Consider the following 25,642-nt stretch of genomic DNA (forward strand, 5'->3'; position numbering starts at 1 on the left):
GGGTCATTCCTTCGTGTCGTTTGCTTGTTCCCGCAGCTGCCGTTCGCGCTTGCCGCGGGCCAGTTCGGTGCCCAGCGCGTCGAGCCGGGGGGCCCAGAAGCGGCGGAACCGGTCGAGCCAGGCGTCGATGTCGCGCAGCGGCTCGGTGTTCACCGCGTACAGCCGGCGGACGCCGTCGGGCCGCACGGTCGCGAAGCCGTTGTCCCGCAGGACCTTCAGATGCTGGGAGACGGCCGGCTGGGAGATGTCGAACTCCTGCTGGATGGCGGCGCAGACCGCCCCGGAGGTCCGCTCGCCGTCGGCGAGCAGCTCAAGGATCCTGCGCCGCACCGGGTCGCCGAGTACATCGAACGCGTGCACGAATACGTTCTACAGGCGTCGCCTTATATAAGTCAAGGCTTATATGTGCTCGTCGGAGCCCTCACGTCCGGCTCGGCGCGTGCGAGCAGCCGCAGCTCGCCGCGTCCACGACGGGGACGGCGTACCGTCCGGCCCGGCGGAACAGGCCCGCGCCCGGCGTCGTGTCCGACAGCGCGTCGGCCGCCAGGACCACCGCGGCGGCCGTGTACGCCGACTGCTCGTGGGGGAACCACGCCTCGTTCACGAACTGCCAGCCGGTCCAGTACGACCCGTCCTCGTGGCGCATGTGCTGCATGTCCGCGAAGACGGCGAGCGCCCGCGCGCGGTCCCCGGCCGCGTCCAGGGTCAGGGCCAGCTCGCAGGACTCCGCGCCCGTCACCCACGGCTGGTCGGAGACGCAGCGGGCTCCGAGGCCCGGCACGACGAACGTCTCCCAGCCCCGCTCCAGCCGCTCCCGCGCGGCTGGCCCGCGCACCGCGCCGCCGAGGATCGGGTAGTACCAGTCCATCGAGAACCGGCTCTTGTCGGCGAACGCCTCGGGGTGCGCGGCGAGCACGTGGCCGAGCCGGTCGGCGGCGAGCTCCCAGTCCGGGTGCGGGTCGCCGAGCCGCTCGCCGAGCAGCACCCCGCACCGGAGCCCCTGGTAGATCGAGGAGCAGCCGGTGAGCAGCGCGTACGCCGCGGGCGCCCCGGAGGCCGCGCGTTCCCACACGATCTCGCCGCGCGGGGTCTGCAGGTCGGCGGCGAAGTCCAGCGCCCGCTCCACGACCGGCCACATGGCGCGGGTGAAGCGCTCGTCCCCGGTCACCAGCAGGTCGTGCCACACCCCGACCGCGAGGTAGGCGGCGTGGTTGCTCTCGCCGTTCCCCTCCACGGCCACGCCGCCCGCCGTCTTCGCCGGCCACGAGCCGTCCTTCCGCTGGTGGCGGGCCAGCCAGTCGTACCCCTTCCTGGCCTCGGCGCCCAGCCCGGCCACGGTCATGGCCATCAGGCACTCGACGTGGTTCCAGGCGTCGACGTGGCCCTCGGGCCACGGCACCCCGCCGTCGGCGTCCTGGACCGCCGCGATGCTGCGCGCGGTCGCGAGGACCTGCTCCGCCGTGATGATCCCGGGGACGGCCGGCGTCCGGCCGGCGGTCAAGCGGGCTTCCGGACGTAGACGACCACGCTCTTGCCGATCAACGGGTTGAGCGCGGACTCCGCGATCCGGGTCAGCGCCGGGCGCTTCATGATGTCCCAGACGAGCAACCGGTGGTACGCCTTGACCAGCGGGTGGTCGTCGTCGTCCACGCCGACCGCGCACTTGAGCCACCAGTACGGCGTGTGCAGGCCGTGGGCGTGGTGGTGCGGGCCGACGCGCAGGCCGGTGGCCTTGAGCTTGGCCTTCAGCTCGGCCAGCGTGTAGACGCGCACGTGGCCGCCGGGCGCGGTGTGGTACGCCTCCGACAGCGCCCAGCAGACGCGCTCGGGCAGGAAGCTCGGCACGGTGACGGCCGCGACCCCGCCCGGCTTGAGCACCCGGTGGATCTCCCGCATCGCCGCCATGTCGTCGGGGATGTGCTCCAGCACCTCCGCCGCGATCACCCGGTCGAAGGAGGCGTCGGGGAACGGCATGGCGAGCGCGTCGCCCGTCACGGTCTCGGCGGTGGCCTCCAGTGGCGCCTCGCCCGCCGTCTCCATGGCCGCGAACATGGCCGCGACGCTCTTCAGCTCGTCGGCGTCCTGGTCGAAGGCCACCACGTCGGCCCCGCGCCGCAGCACCTCGAAGGCGTGGCGGCCGGCGCCGCACCCGAGGTCGAGCACGCGAAGGCCCGGTCCCACCGGCAGCCTCCGGAAGTCGACGGTCAGCACCTGCCGGTCCCCTTTCCCTCGGACGCCCGGGGCGTCCTCACCGCTTAGCCCGCCCGCCGGTGTGGGCGGCGATCGCCTCACGGTAGGCCTCGACCGTGCGCTTGGCGACGACGTTCCAGGTGAAGCGCTCCATCACCCGGTCGAATCCGGCCTTGCCGACCCGCTCCCGCTCGGCGGGGGAGTCGTGCAGCCGGCGCAGCACGGCGGCCAGCTCCTCGGCGTCGCCCGGCGCCACCTGGACGGCGGCGTCCCCGACGACCTCGGGCAGCGCGCCCGTGCGGCTGGCGACCAGCGGCGTGCCGCAGGCCATGTGCTCGACGGCCGGCAGCGAGAACCCCTCGTACAGCGACGGCACGACCGAGATCTCGGAGGTGGCGATCAGCTCGCCGAGCTCGTCGTCGGAGATGCCGTGCACGAAGCGCACCCGCTCGCCGAGCGCCAGCTCCTGAACCAGCTTCTCGGTGGGGCCGCCGGGGGTCGGCCTGCTGACCACGGTCAGGTTCACGTCGCGCTCGGTGGCGAGCTTGGCGACGGCGCGCAGCAGGGTGGCGACGCCCTTCATCGGGGAGTCGGCGCTGGCCACGGCGACGATCGAGCCGGGGCGCTTCGGCAGGTGCGGGCGCGGGTGGAAGTAGCGGGTGTCCACGCCGAGCGGGATGAGCCGCATGCTGCTCTGCGGCACGTTGAAGTCGCGGTGGATGTCGGCGAGGCTCGACTCGCTGACCGTGAGGATCGGCTTGAGCCGCGGCGCGACGATGGACTGCATGCGGACGAAGCCGTACCAGCGGCGCAGCGAGAGCTGCTTGCGCGGCGGCGCGGCCTCCAGCTCGATGCGCCGGTCGACGCTGATCGGGTGGTGGATGGTCCCGACCACGGGGAACAGCTTCTGGATGCCGAGCAGGCCGTAGCCGAGGGTCTGGTTGTCCTGGACGACGTCGAAGTCGCCGGCGCGCCTCTTCATCTCGCGCAGCGCGCGCAGGCTGAAGGTCAGCGGCTCGGGGAAGCCGGCCGTCCACATCGTGGCGACTTCGAGCACGTCGATCCAGTCGCGGTACTCGGCGAGCCGCGGGGTGCGGAACGGGTCCTCGTCGCGGTAGAGGTCCAGGCTCGGCACCCGGGTGAGGACGACGCCCTCGTCCAGCTCCGGGTAGGGCGGCCCGGAGAACACCTCGACGTGGTGTCCGAGGGCGACGAGCTCGCGGCTGAGGTGGCGCAGGTAGACGCCTTGGCCGCCGCAGGTGGGTTTGCTCCGGTACGACAGCAGGGCCACGCGCAGCCTGCCTTCGGACGCCTCGCCGTCTGGAACCCGCACGGACACCCCTTCCGGGAGCGGTGCTCGGCAGCCGCCCACGAGAGCCGATCTTATCCGTGACCCTACCATCCAGCAGCGGACCCACACTTAATATGGAATTGTGCCTCAAACCACCACGGCACCCCGCGAACTGGGCACTTACCCGGACCGAGCGGCGCTCGGTAGAACGTGTTCTACTCAGGTTCCGTCCCCGATCACGAACGCCCCATGGCGCTTGCCGGGGGCCATCGAGGTACATTCGCGTCTTACAGCTCATAGTTCGGGCGAAGCATGCCAAGCCGCATAGCCCGGAGAAGGAGGACCCGTTGGCCAGGCGTGCGCTGATCACCGGCATCACCGGGCAGGACGGCTCCTACCTCGCCGAGCACCTGCTGGACCGGGGATACGACGTCTGGGGTCTCGTGCGCGGGCAGGCCAACCCCCGCGTCGCCCGGGTGCGCCGGCTGCTGCAGAACGTCGAGCTGGTCCGGGGCGACCTGCTCGACCAGGGCTCGCTCATCTCCGCGGTCGAGCGCGTCCGGCCGGACGAGGTCTACAACCTGGGCGCCATCTCGTTCGTCCCCATGTCGTGGGAGCAGGCCGAGCTGACCGCCGAGGTCACCGGCATGGGCGTGCTGCGCATGCTGGAGGCGATCCGGGTCTGCTCGGGCATCACCTCCTCCCGCACCCCCGGATCCGGGCAGATCCGCTTCTACCAGGCGTCGTCCTCGGAGATGTTCGGCCAGGTGCGCGAGACGCCGCAGAACGAGCGCACTCCCTTCCACCCGCGCTCCCCGTACGGCGTCGCCAAGGCCTACGGGCACTTCCTCACCCAGAACTACCGCGAGTCGTACGGCATGTTCGCCGTCTCCGGCATCCTCTTCAACCACGAGTCGCCCCGGCGCGGCGCCGAGTTCGTCACACGCAAGGTCTCGCTGGGCGTCGCGCGGATCAAGCTGGGCCTCGCCTCGGAGCTGCGGCTCGGCAACCTGGAGGCCCGCCGCGACTGGGGATACGCCGGCGACTACGTCCAGGCCATGCGCCTGATGCTCCAGGCCCCCGCCCCCGAGGACTACGTGGTCGGCACCGGCAGGACCCACTCGGTGCGCGAGCTGGTCGCCGCGGCGTTCGCGGCGGCGGACCTGGACTGGGAGCGGTACGTCGCCGTCGACCAGGGCCTGCACCGGCCCGCCGAGGTGGACCTTCTGTGCGCGGACCCGAAGAAGGCCCGCGCACAGCTCGGCTGGGAGCCCTCGGTGTCGTTCGAGGAGCTCGTCGCGATGATGGTCGACTCCGACCTGCGCCTGCTGTCGGACGGCGGCGACCCGGAGCAGGACTCCTCCTGGCCGTGACCGCCTCCGGCGTCCGCTCGGTCAGCCGATCCACGCGCCGGTCGTGAAGTTCCCGACGTTGATCGCCATGACTGGCACCATGACGCCCATCGCCGCGTACCAGACCCACGGCCGCCGCACCCCGACCACGCCGAGCGCGATCCACAGCGGGATCCACGTCAGCGACGCGCGGCCCACCGACATGTAGAAGCTGGACAGCGTGAGGAACGACAGCGCCTGGGGCGCCATGTACGCCAGGCCGGGCCAGCGGCCGCGCACGGCCAGGTAGAGGGTGATGACGAGCAGCAGGGCCGCCGCGGCGATCTCCTCGTAGTAGGAGACCGTGAGTGTGGGCACGTCGTCGGACATGCTCAGGGTGTTGGCCAGCGCGTCCCACGGCCAGACGGCGTGCCGTCCCCAGTACCGGTCCTGGACGGTGTTGTAGGCCAGCCAGTCGCCGGTGCGCAGCCACTGGTAGAGGCTGTAGGCCACCGCCGGCACGCCGGGCAGCAGCAGCCAGGGGGCCTTGCGCCGGCCGCCCGGCGCCTTGCGGCCGTTCGCGGCCACCAGGTACATGACAAGGATGCCGAAGGCGAGGAACAGCCCGGAGATCCGCACGGTCACCGCCAGGGTGGCGCAGATCGCCGCGTCCTCCCACCTGCCCTTGCGGGCCAGCGCCCAGGCGGGGATGGCGAGCGCGAGGAACAGCGACTCGGAGTACCCCGCGTAGAGGAACGCGGCGAACGGGCTGAGGAACAGCGCCGCGACGGCGAACTTTCCGGCGCCCTCGCGGTAGGACTCGGCCAGCCGCGACAGCGAGACGGCGACGACCGCGCTCGCGACCAGGGAGATCAGGACGGTGGCCAGGCGGCCGTCGTGGACGACCGGGCTGAGGATCCTGATCAGCAGGGCCATGCCGGGGAAGAACGCGGGCAGCTTCTCGACGTCCGCCATGCCCGGCGGGCCGTCGTAGCCGTACTGGGCGATGGCGATGAAGTTCTCCGCGTCCCAGCGCGTCAGCCGCTGGAGGAACGGGTCGGTCGTGCGGCCCGGGCCCGCCAGGTAGGTGTAGATGAGGAAGCCGATGTGGGAGACCAGCCAGATGAGCAGGGCCCGCAGGTCCGCGGCGTCGGTGAGGAAGCGCGGCGGCCATCGGCGGCCGGCCGGCCGCCCGGCGTCGCCGGCTAAGTCGCCGGGGGTGGCTGCTGCCTGGTCCTCGGCCTGGGGGGTGGCCAGGGAGCCCTGGGAGGGGGTGTCCGTGCCGTCCGCCTCTGCGGCCTGACTGGGGGGTGGCGTGCGCTCCGTCACGGGCAAATACTGATATACACGGGAAAATCCTGGCAAGAGGGACGAGTCAGGACGAGCCATAGCTCATGGTCACGAGCCGGCGATCTCCGCGCGGGCCCCCCGGCGACCCGGCGTCAACGATCGAGGGTCAGCCGCCGTGCGCGCCGTGGAAGGGGCTCGTCACGCCGTCGTAGGCCAGGTGCAGGGCCATGCCGAGATCGGCGTGGCTGAGGTTGTGACAGTGGTTCATCCACAGGCCGGGGTTGCCGGCGCGGAACGCGACCTCCCAGACCTGGCCGGGCTGGACGTCGAAGGTGTCCAGCCACAGCGGCGCGCCCGCCGGGCGGCGGCCGTCGCGGGACAGGACCAGGACCGTGTGCCCGTGCAGGTGCCACGGATGGGTCTCGCGGCTCCTGTTCACCACGGTCAGGCGGACCAGGTCTCCCTCGCGCACCGTCTCGGTGGGGATGGACGGGAAGGCGCGGCCGTTCGCCGTGTGCGCGTAGGCCGGGCGGCCGTCGGTGATGGCCAGCCCCCGGTCCAGGACGAGGTCGAAGTCCCTGTCGAACCGGCTGGACGCGGTGAACGGCGTCGCGGCGGGCCGGCCGTAGGTCAGCGGGTCGAACTCGGGCCAGCCGGAGGTGTCGGCCACGGACATGGCGGCGCCCGGCGTCGCACCTGGCCCGAGACGGAGCCCCGGGCGACCGTCCACGAGCAGGACCACCGTGGCGGACGGCATGGGGAAGACGAGGTCGTAGCGCCCGCCGGCCGGCAGGCGCAGCAGCGCGCGGTCCAGAGGGCCCGGCTGGTTCAGGTTCCTGCCGTCGATGGCCGCCACCTGGTACGTCGTCCCGGTCAGCGCGAAACGGCGCGGGGTGTTGTCGGTGTTGATCAGCCGCAGCCGTACGGGAGCGCCGGGCTCGGCGGCGCGTTCGATCGGCCGGTCCTGATCGCCGAGCACGGTCGTCCCCGCGAACGTGTGAACGGGAAGGACCAGGTCGAGCTCCCCGGAAGCGCCGGCCTGCGAGGACATGGTCGCGCCGGATGGGTCCTTCTTGTCGGTCGCACCGGGCGTACCGGTCGCCGCCTCGCCCGTCGGGCGGGGTGAGACGATCAGGGTGCCGTACAGGCCCATGCGGACGCCCAGGTCGGAGACCTCGTGCGTGTGGTACCAGTACGTGCCCGCCTGCAGCGCGCGGAACCGGTAGACGAACTCCTGGCCGGGCATGACCGCGTCCTGGGTCAGGCCGGGGACGCCGTCCTCGCCCGAGGGGACGTCGTAGCCGTGCCAGTGCAGGGTCACCCCGGAGGCGATGTCGTCGTTGCGCAGCCGCACCTCGATGAGGTCGCCCTGGACGGCGGTGATCGGCGGGCCGGGCACGCGGCCGTTGAACGTCCACGCCTCGACCTGCTTGCCGGACGCGAGCCGGATCGTGGCGGTGCGGGCGGCGAGGTCGTACCGGCGGACCGTCCCCCCGGGCTCGGGCGTGGACGGCCCGCGCAGGGAGGTGACCGGGACCTCGGCGACCGCGTCCGCCGACACCGGGGACCTGCCGGACGTGTGCCCGTCCTGCGCACCACGGGCGGCGGCACCACCGCGTGACAGAGAGGCCGCCATCCCGTCGTGCGAAGGGGAGGCGGTGAGCTCGTCCGCGAGGGACGTGGCGCCGTGGTGCGAGAGGGACGCCGCCGTGCCGCCGCCCGCGTCGGTCGTCTCCGCCGGGACGAAGGCCAGCCCGGTTCCGGCGACGGCCGCGGCGAGCACGGTGGCCGTGGCGGCGCGCGCCCCCGGCAGGGACCCGGCGACCACGCGCCACGTGGTGAGGACGGCCCCCGCCACCAGGGCGAGCGTGACCAGAACGGTGCTCGCCGTCGCCGGATACCCGGCCAGCAACGTCACCGCGGGCCCGGCCGCCGCGGCGTACCCGGCCCCGAACAAGGGAACGAGCACCGCCGCGTCCGGGGCCGGCGAAGGGCGCCGTCCCCGGACGGTCGCGAGCAGGCGGGGTCCGGCGATCGACCCGGCGGCGAGGGCGGCGGCGACCGCGATCGGCAGGGTGAGGGTGATCTTCTCCTGGGCGAACCACCACCCGGCGCCCGCGAGCCCGAAGGTCGTCGCGCAGCGGGCGAGGGTCGCCACGAGCGCGACGGCGGCGAGCGCGAGCGCCACGCCCGCGCGCCGTGCCGCCGTCGCGCCCGCGCCGAGCCAGCCCGCCGTGGCGGCCACCCCGGCGAGCAGGTCGAGGACGATGAGCGTCTCGACCGTCATGACACGCGGGCGGTCGCGTCCGGGGCGGTCGCGGACGTGGCCGCAGGCATGGTCGCGAACTTGCGCGCCTGGGCGAACACCGTTCCCGACACGCCCATGACGGCCATCCCGTTGAGGGCGTGCAGGCCCAGGATGGCGAGGCTCACCGGGGTGGTGTTGTCGGCGCTGTCGTTGAACAGCCCGCCCAGGACGATGATCAGTACCTGGACGATGACCAGGCCGAGCGGGAGGATCGTCATCCCGATCATCCGCCCGGGCGCCTTGGCGACGGCGGCGGCGACCGTGGCGAGGATGGACAGGACGGGGATGATCATCATGCCGGTCATGCTGTGCAGCACGAACGAGTCGTCGTCGTGCGCGCTGTCGAACGCGCCGACGGCTGCGAAGTAGAACTGCGCGATCACGGCGAGCAACATGAGCCCGGCAACGGCGACGTAGACCTTGCGCATGGGGGTCTCCTCGGATAGTTGGCACCGAGAATCGTGTCCGAGGCCCCCGCCCCGGGGCGTCCCCCGCACAGCGACGTTCGGGCTACGCCCCCGGGAGTACGTTCGCCGGGGCCGGCTGATGCCGGGGGAGCAGCGTCACCCGGCGGTGAGCACGGCGAAGAGCCTCCGGAGCCGCGAGCACGCCCAAGGGTCCGCGGCCACCGGTGACCCGCGGGATCAGACCTCGACGGGGAGGCTCTTGATGCCGTTGATGAAGTTGGAGCGCAGGCGCCGGGCCTCGCCGGTTCCGCGCAGCCCGGGGATGCGTTCCGCGACGGCCTCGAACAGCACGCGGAGCTCCAGCTTGGCGAGGTGGTTGCCCAGGCAGAAGTGGGCACCGCCGCCGCCGAAGCCGATGTGCGGGTTGGGGTCGCGGGCGATGTCGAAGGTCCACGGGTCGGCGAAGACGTCCTCGTCGCGGTTGGCCGAGGTGTAGAACACCACGACCTTGTCGCCTTCCTTGATCTTCTTGCCGCGCAGGACCGTGTCGCGGGTGGCGGTGCGGCGGAACAGGTTCACCGGGGAGACCCACCGCACGATCTCGTCGGCGGCCGTGCGGGCGAGGGAACGGTCGCGGACCAGGCGCTCCCACTGCTCGGGGTGCTCGAACAGGGCCAGCATGCCGCCCGAGGCCGCGTTGCGCGTGGTCTCGTTCCCCGCCACGACGAGAAGCAGGACGAACAGGTCGAACTCGCTCTCGCTCAGCGTCTCGCCGTTCTCGTCCGGCTGGAGCAGCTTGGTGACGATGTCAGGGCGCGGGCGCGCGCGGCGTTCCTCCGCGAGCCTGTTGGCGTACGCGTAGACCTCCATGGCCGCGTTGGCGCCCACGGAGGGCTCGGTGGCGTACTCCGGGTCCTCGGAGCCGATCATGCGGTTGGACCACTCGAACAGCTTGTCCCGGTCCTCGGGGGGAGCGCCGAGCAGCTCGCAGATCACGTACAGGGGGAGGGGCGCGGCGACGTCGGTGACGAAGTCGATCGCGCCCTTGGCGGCGACCTCGTCCATCAGGGTGTGGCAGATCTCACGGATGTGGCCTTCGAGGGCGTTGATCTGCCGGGGCGTGAAGCCGCGGTTCACCAGGGAACGCCTGCGGGTGTGCTCGGGCGGGTCCTGGTTGAGCATCATCATGCGCTGGAGTTCGAGCTGCGGCTCCGGCAGCTCGTTGAACAGCGCCAGCCTGCGGCTGGAGGAGAAGAGGTCGGAGTTGCGCGAGACGTGGACGACGTCCTCGTGCTTGGTGACGGCCCAGAAGCCCGGCCAGCCGCGGGCGGCGTCGCCCTCGTGCCAGAACACCGGATCGTTCGCGCGCAGCCACGTGAGCTGGTCGTGCGGGGCTCCGTGCCGCGCGTAATGGTCCTGGTCGACGAGGTTGATTTCCATATGACCACCCGGGGCGTGCTCAAGCGCTTGCTCGGACTCGTTTCTGGAACGCGTTCTATTATGGCCCCCCTGGCGCGTCAAGTCGCACATCCGGTGACATGGCCGGGGTCCGCCGGATGGCCGTACGTGGCCGGGTCGTCACGTTCCGGATGGTGTCGGGGCAGGCGAGCGACGTCCCGCAGCGATATTTCGGCATTTATCCGATTCGCCGGATATGTGGAATGGTCCGAAACAAGGATTTCCATTGCACGCTTTTAACGCCACATTGGCCCGATGAGCTGTCATATCCGGGTATATCGGCGAAAAAGCCCGGCGGCTCGGCCGCGGTGACGGCGAGGAAAGGAAGCGCTCATGAAGGCGGTACGAGCGGGATGGGCGGGGACGGCCGCATTGCTCCTGGCGGTGCTCGGAACGGGCGCCGCGGCCCCCGGCGCGCACAGCGGCCACGACCCGGTGCGGCCCGCCGGACAGGACCCGATCCTCACCCTCGGCCGGTTCGGCCCCTACACGGCCGGGCAGCACGCCACCACCTACGACGCCAAGCTCGTCCCGCCCGGGGCCGTCGCCGCCGTCGCCTACCTGCCCGGCGCGGACGGGCACTCCGTCGTCCAGTTGCGCCTCCACGGGCTGCTCCCGGACCACTCCTACGGCGCCCACGTGCACATGAAGCCCTGCGGCGCCAAGGGCGAGGACGCCGGCCCGCACTACCAGCACAAACAGGACCCCAAGTCGCCGTCCACCGACCCCGCGTACGCCAACGCGGGCAACGAGGTCTGGCTCGACTTCACCACCGACGCCCACGGCGACGCCTCCGCGCGCGCCGCGCTGGACTGGAAGTTCACCGACAGGCACCCACGCTCGATCGTGATCCACGCCGAGCACACCCACACCGGCCCCGGCCGCGCCGGCACGGCGGGACCCCGCCTGGCCTGCGTCACCGCCGAGTTCTGACCCTGGTCACGACGCGCGGGTGGCCGTGCCCGAGTACCGGGGCGCCGTCTCGCCCGCCCGCGTGACCTGGAACGTCAGCCGTCGCGCGGCCGAGGGGCTGATCGCGACCGTGCCGGGATGGCACTCCTCGCCGCGCACCTGGTCCAGGCGGTACGTCACCGTCGTGGCGTCATGCCCGGTCCTGGTCAGCCGGCCCGTGCAGTGCAGATCGTCGCCCCACAGCATGCGGCCGGGTGAGGACGGACCGGACAGGCGCAGCTCCACGGGGAACGCCCGCCCCGCCGACGGGTGCTCGGCGTCGCCCACCCACCGGCCCGTGTACGGGAACACGCCGGCCTCCGGCACGCGGGAGTTCGACCACCACACCGCGCTGGCCGCCGCCACGGTCACCAGCACGGTCCCGCCCGCGATGACGCCCGGCCACCACGGCCCGCGCCGCCCTGCCCGCACGCCCTCCTCGCCGGCGGGTCCGGGCGCGGCCTCCCGGACGGCCGCGTGGACGTCCTGACGGGGCAGCGGAGCGGTCGACGCGGCGGCGTGGACGTCGTGGCGGGGCGGCAGCGAGATCGGCGCGGCGGTGTGGAAGTCCTGCCGGGGGAGGGGAGAGGTCGGCGCCGCCTCGGTGTCGCCGGCCCGCCCGCCCACCGCGGGCAGCGCCGCCGGGCCGTCCACGCCGCGGCCGATGAGGCGGCGCAGCACTTCCTCGGCGGTCGGGCGCCGCGCCGGGCTCTCCGCCAGGCACGCGACGACGACCTCCCGCAGCGGCCCGGTCAGAGGGTCCAGGTCGGCCTCGCCGAACAGGATGCGGCCGAGGACCGCCTCGTAGGAGTCGGCGGCGTACGCGTGCCGGCCGCCGGCCGCGAACGCGACCGTGAGGCCCCAGCCGAACAGGTCGCTCGCCGGGCCGGCACGCTCGCCCTTGAGCTGCTCGGGCGACAGGTACGCGGGCGTGCCCACCGGCACCCGGCCCGTCGTCACCGTCATGTCCATCAGACGCGAGATGCCGAAGTCGATGACCCGCGGGCCGTCCGCGCCGAGCAGCACGTTGCCCGGCTTGAAGTCGCGGTGGACGACCCCGGCCGCGTGGATCGCCGCCAGGGCGGTGGCCGTGCCGACCGCGATGCGGTCCAGGGCGCCGCCGGTGCGCGGCCCCTCGGCGCGGATGTGCTCCTGGAGGGACACGCCCTCGACGTACTCGCTGACGATGTACGGACGGTCGCCGTCGAGGTCGGCGTCCAGGACCTGCGCCGTGCAGAACGGCGCCACCCGCCGCACCGCCTCGACCTCGCCGATGAACCTGCGTCGCGCCTTCTCGTCGTCGAGGCGCGAGTGCATCAGCTTGACGGCGACCCTGGCGCCCTCGGGGGAGGTGCCGAGGTAGACGGTGCCCTGGCCGCCTGCGCCGATCCGGCCGGCGATGGCGTACCTGCCGAGCTCCCGCGGGTCGCCGCTCAGGAGGGGACTCGGCGGTGACATGTGTCCATCCCTACCATGACCCGCCCCGCGCGTGGTCGTGATCGCCAGGCCCTCAGGCGCGGCGCGAGCGCATCGCCTTGAGGACGGTCGTGTCCGCGTCGTCGCGCAGCTCGCCGTACTCTTCCGACTCCATCGCGCACAGTGCGATCCTGCCCTCGGCGTCGAAGGCCAGGCCCCATCCGTACTTCTTGGGCAGGGGCGAGGCCCGCAGGCACGCCTGCGACCGGGAGAAGAACTCGTCCCGCAGCGCCTGGCGGCGATCTTCAGAAATATCCGGCATGTCCTGTCGCCTGAGCCAGGACTCGAAGAGCACGTCCTCCTGCGTGTGGACGTACGGACTGCCGGCCAGCATCTCGTACTGGACGACGGCCACGGTCCTGCGCCCGCCCCGCCCCTCAGGAACGACAGCACTGCTCACCGGGCAGTCATCCGCCACCGCGATCAGCGTCTTGTAGTAATCGAGGTCCACAACCCCTCCCACACGACACCCGGAACCGGCGTCCTCGGATTCTAGACGGCCCTGTTCCACAAGGAGACCGCCGGTCCTGAAACGCCGGATCGGCTCAACCCGTCACGTCGGCTTCCAGGCCACTCGCGGGCCGTAGCATCGGCAGTTGGAACGCGTGGACGCGCAGACGGCCCAACACCGCCTGGACGGCCTCTCGCAGGTATGGATACACCTCCACCCAGGCGACCTGCTCCCCGAAGACCTTGAGCGCGGAGGTTTCCTCGGTCAACGCCTCATGGTCCGGATCGCGCGGAACATAGGTCACCACCATGGAGACGCTGAACGTGACGATGTCGTCGTCGTCGCCGCCCAGAACCTTGCCGGTCAGGTCGAACTTGTACGAGAGCGAGCCGTCGGCGGTGGCGGCCGCGGAGGCCAGCGCCATTTTCAGTTTGACGCCATCGCCGGGCTTGAGCCTCTCGGCGGAAAAGGCCACGGGCGCGATGTCCTGGAGTTCCACCCGGTCACTGATGCGTTCGACAAGGCCGGCGATGGCTCCTGGCGTTTCCTTACCGGTCGTCACGTCGTGACCAGCGGGGTCGTGCCGAGCGATACGTAGGTGTCGGGAGAGGGGACGCGCGGGTCCATGGGATGAACCTCCGCCACCAGCCGGATGCCGTTCGTGGTGCCGATGGGCGTCGAATTCCACTTGACGAGGATCGGCCGGCCCTCGCTCTCAGGGGTGAGGAACACGCCCGATGCCGTCGCCTGAGGAATCCGGACGCGCCAGTCCCGGGTGGCCGGGCGCACCGCACGTTGCTGGACAGTGGCGCTTCGCGGCTCGCCCGCCCGTACCAGCCGGACGTCGGCTTCGAAGCCCATGGCGTGCAGATAGTCCGCGAGGGTGTTGATCCTCACGTTCCCGTCTCCGCGGAAGACCTGGTTCACCGCTGATCGCCGGAGTCCGAGCTTTTCCGCGACGTCGCTTTGGGAAAGCCCGCACAACTGGAGCGCCTGATGGAGCGTCGCCAGGACCTCGTGACGAAGTCGCGCGGCGGCAAGAGCCCTCGCACCCCTGACAGTAGCCGCGAATCGGTCGTATAGGTTTCTCACGACGCGAGATCCTCCCTCCTGATCCACATGGCCTCGTCGATCTGCTTCCTTGGCGTCTTCCAGGACTTCTTCAGGAAGCCGCTGGTGAGCCGGATGGCCGCGGCAGAGGACTTGACGACGTCGAAGAAGGGCAGACGTACGTCTCCGGCCTTTATTTCCTTGATTCCATCGCGTAGGTCGTTGAGTTCCCGTGGCACTGGAAGTGAGCCGGTGTGAGCGTATCGCTCAAAACGGATCAAAATATCCGCGAGCCGTGTCTCGTCTTTCCTGCTACGTGAAGACTCGAGCATTCGCATGAACGAATCTGCTCTGTACTCTCCGTCGCGAGTTCGCGCTGCCTCGATCATCTTGGCGGGCCCCCACTCATAGTAGATGCGACCGCAGTCCGGGCACGTCCCTCGCTGTACAGTCAAAACTGTACCTCCTGTGGGTACGGTTTGTCTTCACTGATCTTCAAAGACTTAACCCTGCCACAGAAGATCGCGACTCCGCGATCGATTGACTTGAATGGATGGCTATAGGGGTTGTTGCGCTGACTCTTTTGTCCTTGTCGTGACTCCATGCGCTATGTAAGTGCTTTGGCTGCCCTTTTACCCGTCCGCAGCTCGCCCACTTCCAAGTCCGACAATAATGGGCATGCGCAAATATATATCTAGGTATTGTGAGATATGGGTGTGCGTTCGCCGGCGCCGGCGTCGGTGCCGCCCGTGCGAGTCGGCCGGTCTGGGGCGCGGGCGGTGGCCGGGATCTGGGGTGTCAGGAGGGGCGGCGGAGCCATTGCTCGACGCCGGCGACGTGGACCGTGGCCCAGGCGCGGGCGACGTCGGGCTGCCGGGCGGCGATGGCCGTGTAGATCGCGGTGTGCTGCTCCCTGAGCCCGGCCGCCGCCCCGTCCTGGGTGAGGCCGTGCCAGACGCGGGCGCGGGTGGCGGGGCCGGACAGGCTTTCCAGGAGCGCGGCCAGCACGGTGTTGCCGGACCCCTCGGCGATGCGCCGGTGGAACCGCAGGTCGTTGGCGGCGAGCTCCTCGGCGCTCGGCTCCTCGGGCAGCTCGTCGAGGATGGCGCGCAGCTCCTCCACGCCGACGTCGTCCATGTGGACGGCCGCCAGGCCCGTGGCCGACGGCTCCAGGATGCGGCGGACCTGGAAGAACTCCAGGACGGTCTCGTCGCGGTGGAAGTCGGCGACGAACGACAGCGCGTCCAGCAGGAGGCGGGGCTCCAGGCTGGTCACGTACGTGCCGTCGCCCTGGCGGACGTCGAGGACGTTGATGAGCGCGAGCGCGCGCACCGCCTCGCGCAGCGAGTTGCGCGAGAGGCCCAGGCGTTCGGCGAGGTCGGCCTCCTTCGGCAGCCGCGCTCCGGGGGCGAGCTCCCCCGAGACGATCATTTCCTTGATCCTGTCGATTGCGGCGTCCGTGACCGCCACGAACTCACCACCCCTGTGTTCTCGCGCTGAGCACCAGACGGCTGAGCACCAGACGTCGGATGTCTACGAGTCTATGCGGCGGGTCGTCCGGCGCCACGGGCCGGAACCCGAGCACCCGGAGCTCCAGGTGCGCCGAGGGACGTCTCAGAGGCCGGCGAACAGGCGGCCGGCGGCGATCTCGATGCGGCGCTGGAGCTGTTCGTACGTGCGCCGCCCGCGCAGCATTTCGAGCAGTTCGTGCACCCACACGCCCGCCAGCGACCCGGCGAGCGCGTACTGCTCCTCGGTGGCCGCCTCCAGCGTGAGCCCCCCGGCCGAGACGCGCAGCAGCAGACCGGCCATGCGGTCGCCGAACGGGGCCTCGACCTCGGCAATGATCAGGGAGCGGATGAGGGCGTCGGCGAGCTCGGGCTCGCGCATGAGGCCGCGCGTGGCCCGCATGAGGACGTCCACCGCGCGCCCCGCCGGGGTGGCGGCGCTCGGCGGGCGGCGCTCGATGCTCGTCTCCAGAAGGTCGAACTCATCGCTGACGACCGCGACGACCAGGTCCATCTTGGAGGGGAAATAGCGGTACAGCGTGCCGAGGGCGACGCCGGCGCGCTCGGCGACCGTTCTCATCTGCATGGCCTCGACCCCGCCGCGGGACGCCAGCGCGGCCGCCGCCTGGACGATGCGCTTGCGCCGCTGGTGCTGGCCGCGCGTGCGGACACCCGAGGCGGGGGGAACGGAGGAGTGCGCCGGAGGCGCGCCCTCGCCGGGAGGGGCCGCGGTATGCGGAGTTCGCATGAGAACACGTTACCGGATATCACCCAAGCGGGCTTTGTTACCGACCGGTTAGCCGGAATACCGGTCATGCTCGTCGTTCGGGCGACAGATCCATGTGCGGCCGTGTCTTCCGAAAAGCATTCCGGGCCAGGATTGAAATGTGTTCTATTCCGTGAGAGGACGAGATCATGTGGGTGTGCTGATCGGCTTCTCCTCGAACGGCGCGGGAACGGGCGGAGACGGCCGGCGGCGAGATGTTCTGTATGGAGAATGCCGGTCCGGGTGATGAAGTTTCGTCCCCGGGGGGACGAATTCGTGTCCGGGGGGCAGCGGTTCGTATACCCGGAAGCACAGGCCCGGCCAGGGGTGCGGATTTTCTGGGACGGTGTACGCGACGGCGCACCACGAATCCGGAAACGCCGCTCCGGCGGCGGGCCCCGCGCCCACCCGGGCCGTCCCGTCCCAGGTGATCGGCGGGGCGGACGTGCGCCGTGGCGAGCGAGGTCCGCGGCCTCCTCGTGTACCACGCGCCGCCTGTATCCCAGATCACGCCGCTTTCCGTCGTGGCCGTGATCCGATTACCGGAGGGTGCGGCGTGTTGCCGGGAACATGAGGAATGCGACCTTGAAAAGGTGGGTATCGCTATGCCGGTGCGGGTTGTCCGCCGCCCGATCGAACAAGTCGACTCTGCCCTTATGGGCGCCACGGGAGCCGTCATGCGCACACTGTCGGACGACGACATCGCCCGCGGCGCCACGCTCCCCCCGCGGCGCGTCGCGGTCACGCCCGCCACCGTCGCCTCGGCCGCGCTCGCGACCATGGAGCATGGACCGGTCCCGCACGAGGCCGGCCGGACCGTCGTCCACGGCTCCACCGACGTCGTCCTGAACATCCTGACCACGATGGGCCTGGTCGAGCGCTACGTCACCGACTGGGTGGGGCCCGAGGCGCTGATCCGCAGCATCAACGTCCGCCTGGGCGTGCCCGCCTACGCCGGGGACACCCTCACCTTCAACGGCACCGTCGCGGCCCGGGAAGGCGGCGAGGTCACCGTCGAGGTGCGCGGCACGGTCGGCATCGGCGACCACGCCACCGGCACCGTCCGTTTCCAGCTCCCGTACTGAGGTCCGGAGCGGCGCGACCGGCCTCAGGGCGTCACGAGCGTGGGGACGGCGAAGAACACGAGCAGGCCGATGGCCACGCAGAGAAGGATGCCGACCAGTTCCCACAGCCAGTCGTAGTGGCGCTCGCGGACCTTGACCGGCTTGGCCTTCTTGTGGCGGCACCGCCGCCCCTTGGCCCCCTCGTCCGGCGTGACGACGGCCTGGTCGGCGGGCACGACGGCCTCGGCCGTCACCGTCGCGGCCCCGGGTTCCTTCTCCGTCGTCACCTCGGCGGCCGGGGACTCCGGGACCTCCGGCGCCACCGTTTCCGGCTGTGCCGCCGGGTCGATCGCCACAGGCGCGGCCACCACGGGGTCACCGAGCGCATCGGCCGCTGCGTCGGCCGCCGTGTCGTCCGCGGTCTCACCCGCCGGCCCGGCCATGGTCTCGCTCGCCGTCGTGCCGGACTTCGGCTCCGCGGGCGGAGTCTCGGCGCGCCCGTCGGTCAGGGGGCCGTCCTCCGGGAGGTTCGCCTGGATCTCGGGCGTTTCGAACGTTCCCGTGCCGTCGGCGGCCGGTACGGCGGGGGACTCCTCGGCCGGTTCGCCCGCGACCGGCTTGTCGGGCGCCTTGGCCTGCCGCCGTCTGCGCGGCAGCGGCTTGAACGTGCGCCGCAAGGTGGGCCACTGCCCGGTGGCCAGCGCCTTGCCGAACGCCGAGTCCGGCGGCGAGGCGTGCTCGGACTTCAGGGGGATGTCGTCGTCCAGGGCCTCCAGCGGGACCGGCGCGGCGAGCGGCATCGCGGAAGCCGGAGCGGGGGCTGAGACCGGCGCGGCGAGCGGCGTCGCGGCGAGCGCGCCCGGGGGAGCGACGTCGCGCAGCTTCGGCATCGGCTCGGTCGTGGCCTCGTGCCGGGACCGCACGCCCGGCTCCGGCGGCGACAGCTCCGCGGCGGGGAAGACGCCGGTGGCGGTGACGGGGTTGGGCTCGGCCAGCGGCAGCGGCCACCGGGGCGTGGTCGGCCACAGGCTTTCGGCGTCCCGCCGGGGGGCGGGCGCGGCGCCGGCCTCGTCGGCGACGGCGTTCAGCACCTGGGCGCGCAGCGCCGTGGGCGGCGAGCGCCAGGGCAGGCGGGCCAGGGCGTCCTCGGCCGGGGCGACCGTGAGCGCCTCGTACACCTCGGCCACCGCGGCGGGGACCGGCGGGCCCGACCGGGCCGCGGCGACGGCGGAGGACAGCGACCGGGTGAACCGGTGCCGGGCGGTGATGTCGAGCTGCTCGGCCGTGTCGGCCGCGACGTCCAGCACCCAGGCCAGCTCGGGGGCGTCGAGCCCGCAGATCGCGGACAGCAGCAGCACCTCGCGCTGATGGGGCCGGATCTCGCGCACGACGCGTTCGATGAGCGCGGTCGCCGGGTCGGTGACGGCGTCGACGGTGGGGAAGGCGTAGGCGACGTCGCGCCGGTAGATCTCGCGGCGGGCGAGCGCGTACAGCGCCGCGCGCGGGGTCTCGACGGCCGGGACGCCCGTGAGGACCGCCACGAGCGCGTCGGCGGCGGAGGCGGTGTCACCGAGCTGGTCGTGGATGTAGGCGAACAGCCCCGTGGCGTGGCGGTCGTAGAGCTCGGCGATCAGCTCGGCCCTCGGGCGGCGATCGATGAGCGAAGGGGACACGGCCGGTTCCTCTGGAATTCTCTAGCGGGCTTGGGGGTTTGGCCTGGCTGAGGAGGTTAGAGAGGAGCGGGGGACTCAGGAGGCCCTGGTAACCAATCATGCCAAGCGTGTCACGACCGCCGCACCGATCGATGCAAGTTTGATAGATATCGCGAAATCACCGGTACGGAGCCGTCTCCCGGGGGGAGGCCGGTTCTTTCGGCCGTCCCGACAAATGGCCATGAGGAGTGTCCTGGGATAGATGGTGGAGATGATCGTAGGCTGTGCCCGGGGGAGATCAAGTGGACCCGCGGTCCGGCCGTCACCTACCGTGGGGGCTGCCGAGCGGGTGGTAGCCGTGTGCAACCGACTCGACGATTCCGGGTTAGCCATGCCCGGCCGAGAAGCACGAGGTCGTGCGTGATCACATTCGAAGGCGTCACCAAGCGTTACGGGGACGGCACGGTCGCCGTCGACAACCTCAGCCTCCAGGTCCCGACCGGGGCCATCACCGTCTTCGTCGGGCCCTCCGGCTGCGGCAAGACCACCTCCCTCCGCATGATCAACCGCATGATCGACGCGACCGAGGGCCGCATCCTCCTCGACGACCGGGACGTCAGGTCCATCGACCCGCCCACGCTGCGCCGGGGCATCGGCTACGTGATCCAGCAGGCCGGCCTCTTCCCGCACCGCAAGATCGTCGACAACGTCGCCACCGTGCCGTACCTGCTCGGCTGGGACAAGAAGAAGGCCCGCGCCCGGGCGATGGAGCTGCTGGAACGCGTCGGCCTCGACACCAAGCTGGCCGGCCGCTACCCCTTCCAGCTCTCCGGCGGGCAGCAGCAGCGCGTCGGCGTGGCCAGGGCGCTCGCCGCCGACCCGCCCGTGCTGCTCATGGACGAGCCGTTCAGCGCCGTGGACCCCGTCGTGCGCGCCAGCCTCCAGGAGGAGCTGCTGCGGCTGCAGGCCGAGCTGCGCAAGACCATCGTGTTCGTCACCCACGACATCGACGAGGCCGTCAAGCTCGGCGACCACGTGGCCGTCCTGCGGGTCGGCGGACGGCTGGCGCAGCTCGCCGACCCCGCGACCCTGCTGGCCGCGCCCGCCGACGCGTTCGTGGAGGGCTTCCTCGGCAAGGACCGCGGCATCCGCCGCCTGTCGTTCGTCCCGGCCTCCGGCCTCGCCCTGCGCGCCGAGCCGGACGTGCCCGGCTGGTCGGTCGCGCTGGACGAGGACGGCCGCCCGGTCGGGTGGCGCGCCGACGGCGGCGACGGCCTCCTGCCGTTCGGCGCCTTCGACGTGAAGAAGGACTCGCTGCGCACCGCGCTGGACGCCGCTCTGCTCGCGCCGTCCGGCTCGGCCATCGCGGTCGACGGGGACGGCCGCTTCGCGGGCGTCGTCACCCGGGAGGCCCTGGACGAGGCGCTGCTGCGCGCCCGGGCGGTGCCGGGCGATGGGTGACGCCGAGCCGCTGATCCGGTGGGACTGGATCGGCCGCAACCTGCCGAGCATCCAGCAGCAGGCCCTCGATCATCTGATCATGGCGGTCACCCCGGTGCTGCTGGGCCTGGTCCTCGCCCTGCCGATCGGCCTGGCCTGCGCCCGCTGGCGGGCGCTCTACCAGCCGACGGTCGGGCTGATGAACGTCGTCTACTCGCTGCCGTCCCTCGTGGTGTTCATCGTGCTGCTCCCGATCACCGGGCTCGCCGAGCGCTCCACCGTGATCATCCCGTTGACGTTCTACTCGCTGGCCGTGCTGATCCCGGGCGTGGTGGACGGGCTCGCGGCCGTCCCCGACAGCGTGCGGCAGTCGGCGGTGGCCATGGGCTTCAAGCCGATGCGGCGGCTGGTGCGGGTCGAGTTGCCCATCGCGGTCCCCGTGGTCCTCGCCGGGGTGCGGGTGGCCATGGTGTCCAGCATCAGCCTCGTCAGCGTCGGCGCGCTGATCGGCCGCGGCGGGCTGGGCTACCAGTTCATCGACGGCTGGCAGCGCCAGTTCTACACGCCGATCATCGTGGGCATCGTGCTCATCGTCGTGATGGCCGTGCTCGCCGACGGGCTGATCGTCCTCGCGCAGCGCCTGCTGACGCCCTGGGCCCGCGCGAGGAGGGGCACGTGAACTGGCTGACCGACTTCTTCGGCGACCCGGCGAACTGGTCGGGCCCGAGCGGCATCCCCGTGCGCCTGCTGGAGCACGTCGAGTTCTCGGTGGTGGCGTTCGTCCTCGCCATGCTCGTCGCGATCCCGCTCGGGCTGCTGGCCGGGCACACCGGCCGCGGCGGCGTGTTCGTGGTCGGCGCCGCCAACGCCGCCCGCGCCCTGCCCACTCTCGGCCTCGTCGTGCTCATCGTGCTGCTGGTGGGCGTCGGCACCACCTGGCCGGTGCTCGTGCCGCTCGTCGCCCTGGCCGTCCCGCCGATCCTGGTGAACACCTACGAGGGCGTGCGGGGCGTGGACGCGGACCTGCGTGACGCCGCGTACGGCATGGGCCTGCGCGGCGGGCAGGTGCTGGTCAAGGTGGCGGTGCCGGTGGCGCTGCCGCTGATCCTGCTCGGGCTGCGCCTGGCCGCGATCCAGGTGGTGGCCACCGCCACCGTCGCCGCCTACGTCGGCCTCGGCGGGCTCGGCCGCTTCATCATCGACGGCCTCGCCACCAAGGACTTCCCCAGCGCGATCGGGGGCGCGGTGCTCGTCGCCGGGCTCGCCCTGATCGTGCAGCTCGCCTTCTCGCTGGTGCAGCGAGTGGCCGTCTCCCCGGGAGTGAGCAGGCGGGTCACGGTCCGCTAGTCTCATTACCCCCCGAAATAGAAGGGAATTGCACGATGCGGCGAATCTTCGCCACCGTGGCGGTCACGGTGGCCGCGGTGCTGACTTTGGGAGCCTGCGGCGACGGGGGGGATCCGCTCGGCACGAGCGCCAGCGTGGCGCCGACGACCTCCGGTTCCGCGTCCGCCGGCAAGGTGGTCGTGGGCTCCGCCAACTTCCCCGAGAACGTCCTGCTCGCCTCCATCTACTCCCAGGCCCTGCAGGCCAAGGGCGTCCAGGTGGAGGAGAAGTTCAACATCGGCAGCCGTGAGGTGATCATCGACCAGATCAAGTCCGGCGGGCTGACCGTCCTGCCCGAGTACAACGGCGGCCTGCTCGGCTTCATCGACCCCAAGAGCACCGCCTCCAGCAAGGACGACGTCAACGCCGAGCTGAAGTCCAAGCTGCCCGCCGAACTGGAGATCCTGGACTCCTCCGCCGCCGAGGACAAGGACTCCCTCACGGTGACCAAGGAGGCCGCCGCCAAGCAGGGCCTGACCACCATCGAGGACCTCGCCAAGGTGGCGAAGGACTACGTGGTCGGCGGCCCGCCGGAGTTCAAGAAGCGCCGCGAGGCCCAGTTCAAGGACGTGTACGGCATCACGTTCAAGGAGTGGAAGGCGACCGGCGAGACCACGGCCGACGCCATCAAGAGCGGCGCGGTCCAGGTGGGGAACGTCTTCACGACCGACCCGAAGATCCTGATCAACGGCCTGGTGCCGCTGCAGGACCCGAAGAACGTCTTCAGCGCCCAGAACGTCACCCCGCTCGTCAACAAGGCGGGCGCCAACGACACCGTCCGCACCACCCTCAACGCCATCTCCGCCAAACTCGACACCAACGCGCTGGTCGACCTGATGAAGCGCGTCGCCGTCGACAAGGACGACCCGCCGGTCGTCGCCAAGGACTGGCTGACCAAGAACGGCCTCGCCTGATCGTGGCGGTGGACGGACCCCTCGCGGAGCTCCTCCGCGAGGGGTCCTCCGTCTCACGGCGGGCGCGGCCGGTGGTAGGAGTGGGCCATGAACGAGTTCACGGAGGCGATGCGGCAGCTCGCCGCGGGAGTGGCCGTGGTCACCGTGCGGGACGGGCGTGACGACATCGGCACCACCGTCACCACCTTCTCCTCCCTCTCCGCGGACCCGCCCATGGTGCTGCTCAGCCTGACCGCCTCCGGCTACCTGTGCGAGGTGCTGCTGCGCCAGGACCGCTGGGCGGCCAGCCTGCTGTCCGGCGGGCAGGCCGTGGTGGCGAGCCGTTTCGCCACGCCGGGACGCCCGAGCGCGCGCCTGCTGGTCGCCGGCACGCCGCACCACCGGGGACGCCACACCGGGGCGTTCGTCATCGACGGTGGCGTGGCCGCGCTGGAGGCGGAGACGGCCCGCGTCATCCCGGCGGGCGACCACACCGTGTTCCTGGCCCAGGTGCTCGGCGTGGATTACGTCGAGCCGTCCCAGGCCCCCCTGGTCCGCATGCGGGGCCGGTACCGGGCCGTCACCTGACCGGTGACCTCCTGGAAGTCACCTGACGGGCGGCCTCCCGGGAAGTGGCGCGATGCCCACACGCCGATGAATTTCACAAGCCGGGGGATTAGATCGAGGCAGGCGTGTCAGAGGTCGCGGTATGGACGCGAACACCGTGCTACTCGCAGTCGTCGTCGTCACGGCTCTGGCCTTCGACTTCACCAACGGTTTCCATGACACGGCCAACGCCATGGCCACGTCCATCGCGACCGGCGCCCTCCGCCCCAAGATCGCCGTCGCCCTGTCGGCGGTGCTGAACTTCGCCGGCGCGTTCCTGTCCCTGAAGGTCGCCGCGACGATCGCGACCGGCATCGTCGAGACCGGCGCCATCACGCTCACCGTGGTGTTCGCCGGCCTGGTCGGCGGGCTGGCCTGGAACCTCCTCACCTGGTACTTCGGCATCCCGTCGAGTTCCTCGCACGCGCTGATCGGCGGGGTCGTCGGCGCCACGCTGATCGCCGCGGGATCCTCGGCGGTCAAGAGCGCCGCGATCGTCGCCAAGGTGCTGATCCCCGCGCTGCTCGCGCCGCTCGCGGCCGTCCTCGTCGCCACGGTGGGCACGTACCTGGTGTACGCGCTGACGAGGAACGTCGCGGACGGCGTGCGCCGCCGGGGTTACCGGTACGGCCAGATCGGCTCGGCCTCGCTGGTGTCGCTCGCGCACGGCACCAACGACGCCCAGAAGACCATGGGCGTCATCACGCTGGCGCTGATCACCGCGGGCGCGATCGGCAAGGAGGCGGGCACCCCGCTGTGGGTGATCGCGTCCAGCGCCACGGCCATCGCGGCCGGCACCTGGATCGGCGGCTGGCGTGTCATCCGCACGCTGGGCAAGGGTCTCACCGAGATCGAGACCCCGCAGGGGTTCGCGGCGGAGAGCTCGTCGGCCGCCGTCATCCTGGCCTCTTCCCACTTCGGTTTCCCGCTGTCCACGACGCACGTCTGCACCGGCTCGGTCATCGGCTCCGGGCTCGGCAGGCGGCTGGCCGAGGTCCGCTGGGGCGTGGCCACCCGCATGGTCACCGCCTGGCTCCTCACGCTGCCGGCCGCCGCGCTCGTCGGCGCGCTGGCCTGGGGCGGCGCCGACCTGATCGGCGGCGCGGCCGGGGTCACCGTGGTGTTCGCGGTCACGCTGATCCTGTCCGGCGCCCTCTACCTGGCCTCGCGCCGCGCCCCGGTGCACGCGGGGAACGTCAACGACGACTGGGCCGGAGGCGTGGCCTCCGCCCCGGCCGTGAAGGGAGGCGTCGCGTGACCGAGTACATCGACCTCGACGCGCTGTGGAAGGTGCTCGTGGCCGCGCTGCTCGCCGGCGCGGGCCTGGTCGCCGTCTACTCGCTGGCCCTGGTGGGCCTGGCGAACGGCCGCGCCGCCGGCCGCGTGGCCGCCGGCCTGTGCTTCCTGGTGGTGGCCGCGGGCCTCGTCCTCGGCCTGTACGTCATGCTCGCCAAGTGATCGCGGGGAACGGCCCCCGCCTCGCGGACGCCGGCCGGCGTTCTCCGGCCGGGGGGTTCCTGCGGGGTAATCTGGAGGTGTAATGTCTAGGTTATGCGGATGGGTGAAGGGGTCGAGTGGGCGGTGCACTGCTGCCTGACGCTCGGCTGGCTCGGGGACGACCAGCCGGTGCCGACCGCCAAGCTCGCCGCGGGCTACGAACTGCCCCCCGCCTACCTGAACAAGCAGTTGCAGGCGCTGGTCCGCGCCGGCATCCTCACCTCCACGGCCGGGGCGCGTGGCGGCTTCCGGCTGGGACGTCCGCTGGACAAGATCACGCTGCTGGACGTGGTGGCGGCGATCGAGGGGCCGGACGAGGCGTTCCAGTGCACCGAGATCCGCCAGCGCGGCTCGGGGGCCGAATCGCCCGCGCGCAGCTTCCTCGCGCCGTGCGCGGTCGCGACCGCGATGCGCAAGGCGGAGCTGGCCTATCGCCGCGCGCTGGCGGCGCAGACCCTGGCCGAGGTCAAGGGGGCGGCTGAGCGGCACGTGCCGCGCCTGGGGGACTCCGTCCGGCGCTGGTACGGGCGCGGCTGAGATCGCGTGGGAGGGGAGCGGGGGACACGCAGGTCGTGAAACTGGATATGAAACGTCTAGATTTTGGCCGGACGCGCACGTCACGAAGTC

General features: G+C 71.6%; 27 protein-coding genes. 11 read left to right on the top strand and 16 right to left on the bottom strand.

The annotated features are described in order from the left end of the window. Window positions 1–3 precede the first annotated feature (3 nt). The 4 genes from BJ982_RS13670 to BJ982_RS13685 form a co-directional block, all read right to left on the bottom strand. Complete coding sequence (locus BJ982_RS13670) at window positions 4–360, bottom strand: ArsR/SmtB family transcription factor (RefSeq protein ID WP_184880129.1); 357 nt, start codon at window positions 358–360, stop codon at window positions 4–6. Window positions 361–421: 61 nt separating this feature from the next. After that, window positions 422–1,501: a prenyltransferase gene (locus tag BJ982_RS13675; protein ID WP_184880131.1), complete on the bottom strand. Its 1,080-nt coding sequence runs from the start codon at window positions 1,499–1,501 to the stop codon at window positions 422–424. Next, a complete protein-coding gene (locus BJ982_RS13680) occupies window positions 1,498–2,211 on the bottom strand; it encodes a class I SAM-dependent methyltransferase (RefSeq protein ID WP_184880133.1) in 714 nt (237 codons plus the stop codon). The genes BJ982_RS13675 and BJ982_RS13680 overlap by 4 nt, the downstream gene beginning before the upstream one ends. Before the next feature lie 37 nt (window positions 2,212–2,248). After that, window positions 2,249–3,523 (bottom strand): glycosyltransferase family 4 protein, encoded by a 1,275-nt coding sequence (locus tag BJ982_RS13685; RefSeq protein WP_239123367.1) that lies wholly within the window; start codon window positions 3,521–3,523, stop codon window positions 2,249–2,251. 305 nt (window positions 3,524–3,828) lie between these two features. Between BJ982_RS13685 and BJ982_RS13690 the strand changes: the two genes are divergently transcribed. Continuing rightward, window positions 3,829–4,854 carry a GDP-mannose 4,6-dehydratase gene (locus tag BJ982_RS13690; protein ID WP_184612336.1) on the top strand — a complete coding sequence of 342 codons (1,026 nt, stop codon included), beginning with the start codon at window positions 3,829–3,831 and terminating at the stop codon, window positions 4,852–4,854. Between the two features lie 21 nt (window positions 4,855–4,875). Here the strand turns inward: BJ982_RS13690 and BJ982_RS13695 are convergent, their stop codons facing one another. The 4 genes from BJ982_RS13695 to BJ982_RS13710 form a co-directional block, all read right to left on the bottom strand. Further along, entirely contained in the window at window positions 4,876–6,141 is a 1,266-nt protein-coding gene (locus BJ982_RS13695; protein WP_184880135.1) for a mannosyltransferase family protein, read from the bottom strand. A 127-nt stretch (window positions 6,142–6,268) separates the two neighbouring features. After that, window positions 6,269–8,389 carry a multicopper oxidase family protein gene (locus BJ982_RS13700; protein WP_184880137.1) on the bottom strand — a complete coding sequence of 707 codons (2,121 nt, stop codon included), beginning with the start codon at window positions 8,387–8,389 and terminating at the stop codon, window positions 6,269–6,271. Beyond that, on the bottom strand, window positions 8,386–8,838 hold the full coding sequence (locus tag BJ982_RS13705; RefSeq protein ID WP_184880140.1) for a DUF6220 domain-containing protein: 453 nt from the start codon (window positions 8,836–8,838) through the stop codon (window positions 8,386–8,388). The genes BJ982_RS13700 and BJ982_RS13705 overlap by 4 nt, the downstream gene beginning before the upstream one ends. Before the next feature lie 216 nt (window positions 8,839–9,054). After that, complete coding sequence (locus BJ982_RS13710; protein WP_184880142.1) at window positions 9,055–10,257, bottom strand: cytochrome P450; 1,203 nt, start codon at window positions 10,255–10,257, stop codon at window positions 9,055–9,057. Between the two features lie 351 nt (window positions 10,258–10,608). Between BJ982_RS13710 and BJ982_RS13715 the strand changes: the two genes are divergently transcribed. Continuing rightward, window positions 10,609–11,208, top strand: coding sequence for a superoxide dismutase family protein (locus BJ982_RS13715; protein WP_184880144.1), 600 nt, complete (start codon window positions 10,609–10,611; stop codon window positions 11,206–11,208). A gap of 6 nt (window positions 11,209–11,214) precedes the next feature. Here BJ982_RS13715 and BJ982_RS13720 read toward each other — a convergent pair whose 3' ends face one another. From BJ982_RS13720 to BJ982_RS13750, 7 genes are all read right to left on the bottom strand, one after another. Next, window positions 11,215–12,684, bottom strand: coding sequence for a serine/threonine-protein kinase (locus BJ982_RS13720; RefSeq protein WP_184880146.1), 1,470 nt, complete (start codon window positions 12,682–12,684; stop codon window positions 11,215–11,217). 52 nt (window positions 12,685–12,736) lie between these two features. Further along, window positions 12,737–13,153 carry a DUF6157 family protein gene (locus BJ982_RS13725; protein ID WP_203959323.1) on the bottom strand — a complete coding sequence of 139 codons (417 nt, stop codon included), beginning with the start codon at window positions 13,151–13,153 and terminating at the stop codon, window positions 12,737–12,739. Window positions 13,154–13,247: 94 nt separating this feature from the next. Beyond that, a complete protein-coding gene (locus BJ982_RS13730) occupies window positions 13,248–13,715 on the bottom strand; it encodes a hypothetical protein (RefSeq protein ID WP_184880150.1) in 468 nt (155 codons plus the stop codon). Further along, window positions 13,712–14,272, bottom strand: coding sequence for a helix-turn-helix domain-containing protein (locus tag BJ982_RS13735; protein ID WP_311772273.1), 561 nt, complete (start codon window positions 14,270–14,272; stop codon window positions 13,712–13,714). The genes BJ982_RS13730 and BJ982_RS13735 overlap by 4 nt, the downstream gene beginning before the upstream one ends. Then, the gene (locus tag BJ982_RS13740) at window positions 14,242–14,541 is read right to left on the bottom strand and encodes a hypothetical protein (RefSeq protein ID WP_184880154.1); all 300 of its coding nucleotides are present in this window, start codon (window positions 14,539–14,541) and stop codon (window positions 14,242–14,244) included. Before BJ982_RS13740 ends, BJ982_RS13735 begins: the two co-directional genes overlap by 31 nt. A 460-nt stretch (window positions 14,542–15,001) precedes the next feature. Beyond that, complete coding sequence (locus tag BJ982_RS13745) at window positions 15,002–15,673, bottom strand: FadR/GntR family transcriptional regulator (protein WP_184880156.1); 672 nt, start codon at window positions 15,671–15,673, stop codon at window positions 15,002–15,004. Window positions 15,674–15,817: 144 nt separating this feature from the next. Continuing rightward, window positions 15,818–16,459: a TetR family transcriptional regulator gene (locus tag BJ982_RS13750; protein ID WP_184880158.1), complete on the bottom strand. Its 642-nt coding sequence runs from the start codon at window positions 16,457–16,459 to the stop codon at window positions 15,818–15,820. 695 nt (window positions 16,460–17,154) lie between these two features. Between BJ982_RS13750 and BJ982_RS13755 the strand changes: the two genes are divergently transcribed. Beyond that, window positions 17,155–17,562: a hotdog family protein gene (locus BJ982_RS13755; RefSeq protein WP_221482310.1), complete on the top strand. Its 408-nt coding sequence runs from the start codon at window positions 17,155–17,157 to the stop codon at window positions 17,560–17,562. Between the two features lie 23 nt (window positions 17,563–17,585). On the opposite strand, the gene BJ982_RS13760 is transcribed toward BJ982_RS13755, so the two are convergent. Then, a complete protein-coding gene (locus tag BJ982_RS13760; RefSeq protein ID WP_184880160.1) occupies window positions 17,586–19,214 on the bottom strand; it encodes a hypothetical protein in 1,629 nt (542 codons plus the stop codon). A 399-nt stretch (window positions 19,215–19,613) separates the two neighbouring features. Between BJ982_RS13760 and BJ982_RS13765 the strand changes: the two genes are divergently transcribed. The 8 genes from BJ982_RS13765 (at window position 19,614) to BJ982_RS13800 (ending at window position 25,552) form a co-directional block, all read left to right on the top strand. Next, window positions 19,614–20,654 (top strand): ABC transporter ATP-binding protein, encoded by a 1,041-nt coding sequence (locus BJ982_RS13765; RefSeq protein WP_184880162.1) that lies wholly within the window; start codon window positions 19,614–19,616, stop codon window positions 20,652–20,654. After that, a complete protein-coding gene (locus BJ982_RS13770; protein ID WP_184880164.1) occupies window positions 20,647–21,312 on the top strand; it encodes an ABC transporter permease in 666 nt (221 codons plus the stop codon). Before BJ982_RS13765 ends, BJ982_RS13770 begins: the two co-directional genes overlap by 8 nt. Continuing rightward, window positions 21,309–21,980, top strand: a complete 672-nt coding sequence (locus BJ982_RS13775) for an ABC transporter permease (RefSeq protein WP_184880166.1) — start codon at window positions 21,309–21,311, stop codon at window positions 21,978–21,980. The genes BJ982_RS13770 and BJ982_RS13775 overlap by 4 nt, the downstream gene beginning before the upstream one ends. Window positions 21,981–22,015: 35 nt before the next feature. Beyond that, window positions 22,016–22,933: an ABC transporter substrate-binding protein gene (locus BJ982_RS13780; RefSeq protein ID WP_184880168.1), complete on the top strand. Its 918-nt coding sequence runs from the start codon at window positions 22,016–22,018 to the stop codon at window positions 22,931–22,933. 87 nt (window positions 22,934–23,020) lie between these two features. After that, entirely contained in the window at window positions 23,021–23,500 is a 480-nt protein-coding gene (locus BJ982_RS13785) for a flavin reductase family protein (protein ID WP_184880170.1), read from the top strand. Window positions 23,501–23,621: 121 nt separating this feature from the next. Next, the gene (locus BJ982_RS13790) at window positions 23,622–24,776 is read left to right on the top strand and encodes an inorganic phosphate transporter (protein WP_184880172.1); all 1,155 of its coding nucleotides are present in this window, start codon (window positions 23,622–23,624) and stop codon (window positions 24,774–24,776) included. Further along, a complete protein-coding gene (locus BJ982_RS13795; RefSeq protein ID WP_184880174.1) occupies window positions 24,773–24,976 on the top strand; it encodes a hypothetical protein in 204 nt (67 codons plus the stop codon). The genes BJ982_RS13790 and BJ982_RS13795 overlap by 4 nt, the downstream gene beginning before the upstream one ends. Before the next feature lie 99 nt (window positions 24,977–25,075). After that, complete coding sequence (locus tag BJ982_RS13800) at window positions 25,076–25,552, top strand: RrF2 family transcriptional regulator (RefSeq protein WP_184880176.1); 477 nt, start codon at window positions 25,076–25,078, stop codon at window positions 25,550–25,552. The last annotated feature ends 90 nt before the right edge of the window (window positions 25,553–25,642 follow it).

This window comes from Sphaerisporangium siamense, assembly GCF_014205275.1.
GTDB classification, from domain to species: Bacteria; Actinomycetota; Actinomycetes; order Streptosporangiales; family Streptosporangiaceae; genus Sphaerisporangium; species Sphaerisporangium siamense.